Origin of the sequence: Streptomyces sp. E2N166 (assembly GCF_003671715.1) — a bacterium.
GTDB classification, from domain to species: domain Bacteria; phylum Actinomycetota; class Actinomycetes; order Streptomycetales; family Streptomycetaceae; genus Streptomyces; species Streptomyces thinghirensis.
In genome coordinates this window covers 1,485,498-1,492,415 of sequence record NZ_RAIF01000006.1, presented here as the reverse complement: position 1 = coordinate 1,492,415, position 6,918 = coordinate 1,485,498, and the positions used below count along the sequence as shown (strand labels likewise).

Sequence of the window (6,918 nt, the reverse complement as noted above, 5' to 3'; positions counted from 1 at the left end):
CGCTGGGCGCGGTGCGGGATGCCCTGCGGGCGGCCTACGGGGGTTGAGCGCCACTGTGGTGCGGGCCGGTGCCCGGGCGTGGGTGCGGGTGTGGGCGCGGGTGCGTCGTGGTCTGTCGCGTCCGCGCGGCGGAGCCGCACGATGTCTCAGCCCAGCGCCCCCTGGGGCGTGCGGGTGACCGTCAGTCGCGCTGCTTGCGCCAGCCCGGCGAACGCCGTCGCGTCGCGGACCGCTGCCGCGTTCGGGTCGTTGTTGAAGTACGCGTAGACGTCGTGGTCGTCCGGCCAGGTGTTCGCGACGCGGTCGATCCAGGTGGCCAGGGACCGGCGGCCGTAGTGCGGCCAGGACGCGGCTCGCCCCTGGTGGAAGCGGACGTAGCCCCAGTCGGTGGTGCGCCACAGCGGGGCGGCCGGGCGGGCCCGGACATCGGCCCAGCACAGTGCGGCGCCCCGCGCCGTGAGGACGTCCCGCACCTCGGGTGTCCACCAGGACTCGTGGCGGGGTTCCACCGCGACCCGGGTGCCGGGCGGGAAACGGGCGAGGCAGGCGTCCAGGAGGGCCGCGTCGCCGCGCAGGGTCGGCGGGAGTTGCAGCAAAACCGGGCCGAGGCGGTCGCCCAGGCCGGCCGCGTGGCTCATCAGGCGGTCGACCGGCTCCTCGGGGTCCCGCAGCCGCCTGATGTGGGTGAGGTAGCGGCTCGCCTTCACCGCGACCACGAAGTCCGCAGGTACCCGGTCCCGCCACGCCTCGAAAGTCTCCCGCGACGGCAGCCGGTAGAACGCGTTGTTGATCTCGACCGTCGCGAAGCCGGCCGCGTACCGCTCCAGCCACAGCCGGACGGGCAGGCCGGGCGGGTACAGGACGTCCCGCCAGTCCCGGTACTGCCAGCCCGACGTGCCGACGAACAGGGTCATACCCCCATCAAATCACCCGACCGCCCCCTACAGGTACAGTCCGGCCTCCGCGCCGTCCCGCGGCTCCGGCAGCGAGGTCGGAGAGGTGCCCCGGCGCAGCGCGTACAGCTCCGCCAGCGTCGCGCCCTGGCGGCTCACCCCCTCCTCGGTGCCGAGCCAGTCCACCGCCTCCCGGCGGGTCAGCGGGCCGACCTCGATGCGGGCCAGGCAGCGGCCGGGGCGGACGACAGCGGGGTGCAGGCGTTCCAGGTCCTCGTTGGTGGTGACGCCGACCAGGACGTTGCGGCCCTGGCCGAGCAGCCCGTCCGTGAGGTTCAGCAGACGGGAGAGCGCCTGGCCCGCCGTGTGCTTGGCCTCGCCGCGGATGAGTTCGTCGCAGTCCTCCAGCAACAGCAGCCGCCAGCGGCCCTTGCCCGCCGAGTCCTCCTCGCCGATGGCGATGTCCATCAGGTAGCCCACGTCGGAGAAGAGGCGCTCGGGGTCGAGGACGCAGTCCACCTGGCACCAGTCCCGCCAGGACCGGGCGAGCGTGCGCAGCGCCGACGTCTTGCCGGTGCCGGGCGGCCCGTGCAGGAGCAGCAGCCGGCCCGCGATGTCCTCGGGGGTCGTCTTCATCAGGCCGTCCATGGCGTCCGCGACCGGCGCCGTGTAGTTGGCCCGGACCTCGTCCCAGGTGCCCGCGGAGATCTGCCGGGTGGTGCGGTGCGGGCCGCGCCGCGGGGAGACGTACCAGAAGCCCATCGTCACGTTCTCCGGCTGCGGCTCGGGCTCGTCCGCCGCGCCGTCCGTCGCGTCGCCGAGCACCTTCTCGGCCAGGTCGGCGCTGGTCGCCGTCACCGTGACGTCGGCGCCCCGGTTCCAGCGCGAGATCAGCAGCGTCCAGCCGTCGCCCTCCGCCAGCGTCGCGCTGCGGTCGTCGTCGCGGGCGATCCGGAGCACGCGCGCGCCGGGTGGCAGCAGCGTCGCACCGGACCGTACGCGGTCGATGTTCGCCGCGTGCGAGTACGGCTGCTCGCCCGTGGCGAAACGGCCGAGGAACAGCGCGTCGACGACATCGGACGGGGAGTCGCTGTCGTCGACGTTGAGCCGGATCGGCAGGGCCTCGTGCGGGTTGACGGACATGCCGCCATGATCCGGCACACCGCCGCCGCGTGCACCCGGTTTCCCGGGCACACGCGGCAAGGACGGCACGCGGCGATCGACGACTGGGCGGCCGGCGGTTCAGGCACCGGCCCCCGACACCCGCCCCCGCGCCTGCCGTGTCCTGCGGAGTACGGCGTACCCCTTGGTGAGGGCCCGGTCCCGGGCGAAGGTGCGGGCGATCGCGCGGCCCTCGACCAGCCGGGCGAACTCTTCGGGCCCCGTGCTCCTGCGTACGGTGACCCGGCGCAGGGCGTACGGCCCCTGAGCGCGGCGCGCCAGGCCGTTGCCGACGGCGAGCGCCTGCGCGTACCCCGTCTCGCGCACCGCCCGCCGCACCCGGCGGTCGGAGTACCCGTAGGGGTAGGCGAACGAGGCCGGTACGGGGCCCAGTTGGTCGGCGACGATCTCCTTGCAGTGGATCAGCTCGAACCGCAACCGCCGCTCGTCGAGTTGGTCGAGCTGCGGGTGGGTGTGGCTGTGCCCGCCGATCTCCACGCCGCCGGCGGCCAGTTCGCGGACCTGGTTCCAGTCGAGCATGGTGTCCAGGGCGCCCCCGGTGTCGTACGGGCCGCGCAGCCAGCCGGTCGTGACGAACAGGGTGGCCGGGTAGCCGTGCTTGGCGAGGGCGGGGAGGGCGTGTCGGTGCACCCCCTCGTAGCCGTCGTCGAAGGTGATGAGGACGGGCCGTTTCGGCAGCGGCCGGCCGGAGCGCCATGCGGCGGCCAGCTCCGCGGTGCCGACCGGGGTGATGCCCCGGTCGGCGATCGCCGTCATCTGCTCGGCGAACGCCTCCGGGGTCACCGACAGGACCCGGGTCGCGTCGTTCGGGTCGGCCGCGACCGCGTGGTACATGAGGATCGGCACGCGCGCGTCGTACTCCTCAGCCATGCGCGCCCCCCTCGACCGGCGCCACGGAGAACGTCGCCGCGCCGCGCCGCGCCCGTACGCTCCCCACCACGTAGCCGCCCGCCGCCGTGAGCACCCCGGCGACGATCGCGCCCGCCCGTCCCGCGCCGCCCGGCCGGGCCAGCACGGCGTCGCGCAGTCCGCGCACCACACCGGCCGGCAGGACCCGGGTGGCGTACCGGCGTTCGGACTCCAGGCCCTTGCCGGCGCCGACGCTGCGCGCCACCAGGGCCTTGGACAGGCCCTCGGCGTAGGCGCGGGTGCGGAAGTAGCCGAAGTGCTCGCGTATCTCGGGCACCCGGTGGTGGATCACCGCCCGGTCGTCGATCAGCAGCACCGCGTCGGGCCGGGCGCGGGTGAGCCGGATGCACAGCTCGGTCTCCTCGCAGCCCAGCGGGCGCCTGTCGCCGTCGCGTCCGATGCCGGTGGCGAAGCCGCCCGCCGCGTCGAACGCCTCGCGCCGGAAGGAGGCGTTGCCGCCCAGCACGTTGCGCACCCGGACCCGGCCGGGCGGCAGGCCCCGGTACGTGCAGCCCACCACCCAGTCGAACTCCTCCGGGAACCAGTCGGGCCGGCGCCCCGACGCCCAGACCGGCACCGTGCGCCCGCCGACGGCGAGGATCGCCGGGTCGGCGTACCCCTCGGCGAAGTGCCTCAGCCAGTCGCGCTCGGCCACGGCGTCGTCGTCGAGGAAGGCGATCACCTCCCCGCGCGAGGCGGCGATGCCGGTGTTGCGTCCGGCGGACAGGCCGCGGGGGCCCGCGTTGGCGAGCACCCGCACGTCCCGCGTCTCCTTGTACTCCTTCAGCAGCCGGTCCCGGAGCGCTTCGTTGTGGTCGACGACCAGCAGCGTCTCCCGGGCCGGGTGGGACTGCGCCCGCACCGAGGAGACCGCCGCGAGGATGTCCTCCCAGCGGTCCTCGGTGTAGACGCAGATCACGACGGAGATCGTGAGGGGGGCGTCGGTACCGCTCAAGACGCCTTCCTTCGGACCGGAACGACGGGGGCGACGGGGGCGACGGGGGCGGGCGAGCCGACCGAGGCGAGCGTCGGCGCGTGCGTACGGCTGCGCAGCGCGCGCCGGTTGGAGCGTTCGTCGAGGATGACTCTGAGCACGCGCAGCCCGTCCCGCACGGCGCGCAGGTTGCTGACGCCGTGGATGCGCAGGTACTCGTGGCTGGGTATCTCCTGCACCTTCAGGCCGGCCTTGACGACCCGGATGTTCATCAGGGTCTCCACCTCGAAGCCGGTGCAGTCGAGGTCGATCTTGTCCAGGCAGTGCCGCCAGAAGGCGTTGTAGCCGTAGCAGAGGTCGGTGTAGCGGGCGCCGAACTTCCGGTTGACCACCGCGCACAGGGCGCGGTTGCCGAGCTTGCGGATGAAGGTCATGTCGTCGGTGCCGCCGCCGTTGGCGAAGCGGGAGCCCTTGGCGAAGTCGGCGCCGGAGACGAGCGCGGAGACGTATGACACGATCTCCTGGCCGTCGGCCGAACCGTCGGCGTCGACCATCACGATGATGTCGCCGGTGCACGCCTTGAAGCCGGTGATCAGCGCGTCCCCCTTGCCCTTGCCGCGCTGCTCGACGACCTTGACGTCCGGCCACAGCTCCCGGGCGACCTCGACGGTGTTGTCGGTGGAGTTGCCGTCCACGAGGACGACCTCGTGGATCCAGTCGGGCAGTGTCTTGAAGACGTAGGGAAGGTTCTCCGCCTCGTTCATGGCGGGTATCACCACGCTCACCGGCGGAGCTATCGCCAGATGCGAGGAGACGGGCCGGTACTTCTCGGCCGGTGACGGATCGGATGTCTGATCGGACGACGGATCGTTGCCCGTCGACGCCGGCTGCAGGACTGAGCTCATGAGTCTGTTCCCTCTCGTCCGGCGGACCGCCCGCCCCAGGGGCGGTCCGGCTCTGTATCCGGTTCGAAAGGGGGGTTATCACCCACGGCGCGACGGCATGGATCTCCGTGCGTGCCAGGTGAGCTGGCAAAGCCTGTCGACGCCGGAAAGAAACGGCAGCCGACTGCGCGGCACGGCCCGGTCACCGATGCGGTCACCGAGCACGGCACCCCCCTACCGCGCGTCCCGCCCCGGTCCGCCGCGGCCTCGAGCCCTCCCCTGAGCCGCTTGCCGACGTACCGATGCGGGAGATGTATGACGGTATTGACGATTGAACCCGTATGGCAAGACCTGGAACCAGGTCTCACGTTTTTGTTGGTTTGCCGTCATCCGTTCTTCTTGCGGGGCATTTTCACCCGGTGCCGGTCCCCCGGACCGTTCCGCTTTGCCCCCCGAAGCCCAAGATGCCGGGCCTCAATGTGGCGCAGCCCGCAGGAGAGCGTCAAGGGCGCACTGGTGTTCGCGCTGACTTTCGTCCGACATTGAATGACTGTCAGCCATTTCTTGGCATGGACACTTCCTGTCGACGCGCGTAGCCGCTACCACGGTTGTAGCGGAGATCCTGCTAAAGGAGGTTCCATGAGACGTCCCCGACTTGTCGGCTTCCTGAGTTCACTCCTCCTCGCCGCCGGCGCCGCCCTCACCGGGGCCGCGACCGCTCAGGCGGCCCAACCCGCCGCAGCCGAGGGCTATGTGGCGCTCGGCGACTCCTACTCCTCCGGGGTCGGAGCGGGCAGCTACATCGGCTCCAGCGGCGACTGCAAGCGCAGCACGAAGGCCCATCCGTACCTGTGGGCCGCAGCCAACTCACCCTCGTCGTTCGACTTCACCGCCTGTTCCGGCGCCCGTACGGGTGATGTTCTCGCCGGACAGCTCGGCCCGCTCAGCTCCGCCACCGGCCTGGTCTCGATCAGCGTCGGCGGCAACGACGCCGGCTTCGCCGACGTCATGATGACGTGTGTGCTCCAGTCCGACAGCTCCTGCCTGTCGCGGATCGCCACCGCGAAGGCGTACGTCGACTCGACGCTCCCCGGCAACCTCGACAGCGTCTACTCGGCCATCCGCGGCAAGGCGCCCAGCGCCCACGTCGTCGTCATCGGCTATCCGCGCTTCTACCATCTCGGCGCCTCCTGCATCGGCCTCTCCGAGACCAAGCGGAAGGCGATCAACGACGCCTCCGACCACCTCAACACCGCCATCGCCAAGCGCGCCGCCGACCACGGCTTCACCTTCGGCGACGTACGTCCCACCTTCACCGGCCACGAGATCTGCTCCGGCAGTTCCTGGCTGCACAGTGTGAACTGGCTCAACATCGGTGAGTCGTACCACCCGACCGCGGCCGGTCACTCCGGCGGCTACCTGCCGGTCCTCAACGGCGCCGCCTGACCGGAAGCGGAAGGAGAAGGAGAAGAGGAGGGGGAGGCCCCGCCCGTGGGGGTCTCCCCCTCCGGCTCCGTCCCCGTCCCCGTCCCACAGGCCACGGAGAACGCCACCGAGTTCGACGTGGCCTCCACCGGAGACCGCACCTCCACGCGGACGGCACTCTCGAACGTGCCGCTGTCGTCGTTGGTCGTCACGACGACCCTGTCCTGCCGCGAGCGGTCACCTCCCGCGGGGAAGGACAACGTCTTCCACCCCGGGTCGGAGACCGCGCCGTCCTCCGTCACCCAGCGGTAGCCGAGTTGCGCGGGCAGCCGCCCCACCGTGAACGTCGCCGTGAACGCGGGCGCCCGGTCGTGCGGCGGAGGACAGACCCCCGAGTACTCGGTGTGCGAGCCCGCCACGGAGACCTTCACCGACTGCGGTGCGGGACCGCTCTCCGTGCTGTGGCTGCCGGAGGAGGCCGACGGGCTCGGCTCCTCACTCGACTCCGTCCGGCTCGGCGCGGCCGGACTCGCCCCTGGATCCTGGCTCCCGCCCGAACCCTCCGTACCGCCACCGCCGTCCGAGCGGTTCAGCAGCGCGTACGTCAGTCCGGCCAGTGCGAGCGCGAGCACCGCCAGCCCCAGGACCAGCACCGCCCGCGCGCGCCGGCCCCGGCCCGCGGGCGAGGCGG

6 protein-coding genes and 1 pseudogene are annotated in these 6,918 nt (G+C 72.2%); 1 reads left to right on the top strand and 6 read right to left on the bottom strand.

Annotated elements, in window-relative coordinates; genetic code table 11:
• Window positions 1-146: 146 nt before the first annotated feature.
• The 5 genes from EBH09_RS07245 to EBH09_RS07225 all read right to left on the bottom strand — a co-directional run bounded on the left by EBH09_RS07245 (window position 147) and on the right by EBH09_RS07225 (window position 4,823).
• A complete protein-coding gene (locus tag EBH09_RS07245) occupies window positions 147-914 on the bottom strand; it encodes a DUF72 domain-containing protein (protein ID WP_121746094.1) in 768 nt (255 codons plus the stop codon).
• 27 nt (window positions 915-941) lie between these two features.
• Window positions 942-2,036 carry a DUF5925 domain-containing protein gene (locus tag EBH09_RS07240; protein WP_121746093.1) on the bottom strand — a complete coding sequence of 365 codons (1,095 nt, stop codon included), beginning with the start codon at window positions 2,034-2,036 and terminating at the stop codon, window positions 942-944.
• A 99-nt stretch (window positions 2,037-2,135) separates the two neighbouring features.
• Window positions 2,136-2,945, bottom strand: coding sequence for a polysaccharide deacetylase family protein (locus EBH09_RS07235; RefSeq protein ID WP_121746092.1), 810 nt, complete (start codon window positions 2,943-2,945; stop codon window positions 2,136-2,138).
• Window positions 2,938-3,939 carry a glycosyltransferase family 2 protein gene (locus tag EBH09_RS07230; protein ID WP_193776152.1) on the bottom strand — a complete coding sequence of 334 codons (1,002 nt, stop codon included), beginning with the start codon at window positions 3,937-3,939 and terminating at the stop codon, window positions 2,938-2,940. Before EBH09_RS07230 ends, EBH09_RS07235 begins: the two co-directional genes overlap by 8 nt.
• On the bottom strand, window positions 3,936-4,823 hold the full coding sequence (locus EBH09_RS07225) for a glycosyltransferase family 2 protein (RefSeq protein ID WP_238697202.1): 888 nt from the start codon (window positions 4,821-4,823) through the stop codon (window positions 3,936-3,938). The genes EBH09_RS07230 and EBH09_RS07225 overlap by 4 nt, the downstream gene beginning before the upstream one ends.
• A 618-nt stretch (window positions 4,824-5,441) precedes the next feature.
• Here EBH09_RS07225 and EBH09_RS07220 point away from each other — a divergent pair.
• The gene (locus EBH09_RS07220) at window positions 5,442-6,248 is read left to right on the top strand and encodes an SGNH/GDSL hydrolase family protein (RefSeq protein WP_121746091.1); all 807 of its coding nucleotides are present in this window, start codon (window positions 5,442-5,444) and stop codon (window positions 6,246-6,248) included.
• Here EBH09_RS07220 and EBH09_RS07215 read toward each other — a convergent pair.
• Window positions 6,218-6,918, bottom strand: a pseudogene (locus EBH09_RS07215) (serine/threonine protein kinase); the annotation flags it as partial. The gene EBH09_RS07220 and the pseudogene EBH09_RS07215 sit on opposite strands and share 31 nt — an antisense overlap.

Coding starts and splice junctions, on each gene's coding strand:
- EBH09_RS07235 (WP_121746092.1), bottom strand. CDS start 2,945: ATGGCTGAGGAGTACGACGCGCGCGTGCCGATCCTCATGTACCACGCG.
- EBH09_RS07240 (WP_121746093.1), bottom strand. CDS start 2,036: ATGTCCGTCAACCCGCACGAGGCCCTGCCGATCCGGCTCAACGTCGAC.
- EBH09_RS07225 (WP_238697202.1), bottom strand. CDS start 4,823: ATGAGCTCAGTCCTGCAGCCGGCGTCGACGGGCAACGATCCGTCGTCC.
- EBH09_RS07245 (WP_121746094.1), bottom strand. CDS start 914: ATGACCCTGTTCGTCGGCACGTCGGGCTGGCAGTACCGGGACTGGCGG.
- EBH09_RS07220 (WP_121746091.1), top strand. CDS start 5,442: ATGAGACGTCCCCGACTTGTCGGCTTCCTGAGTTCACTCCTCCTCGCC.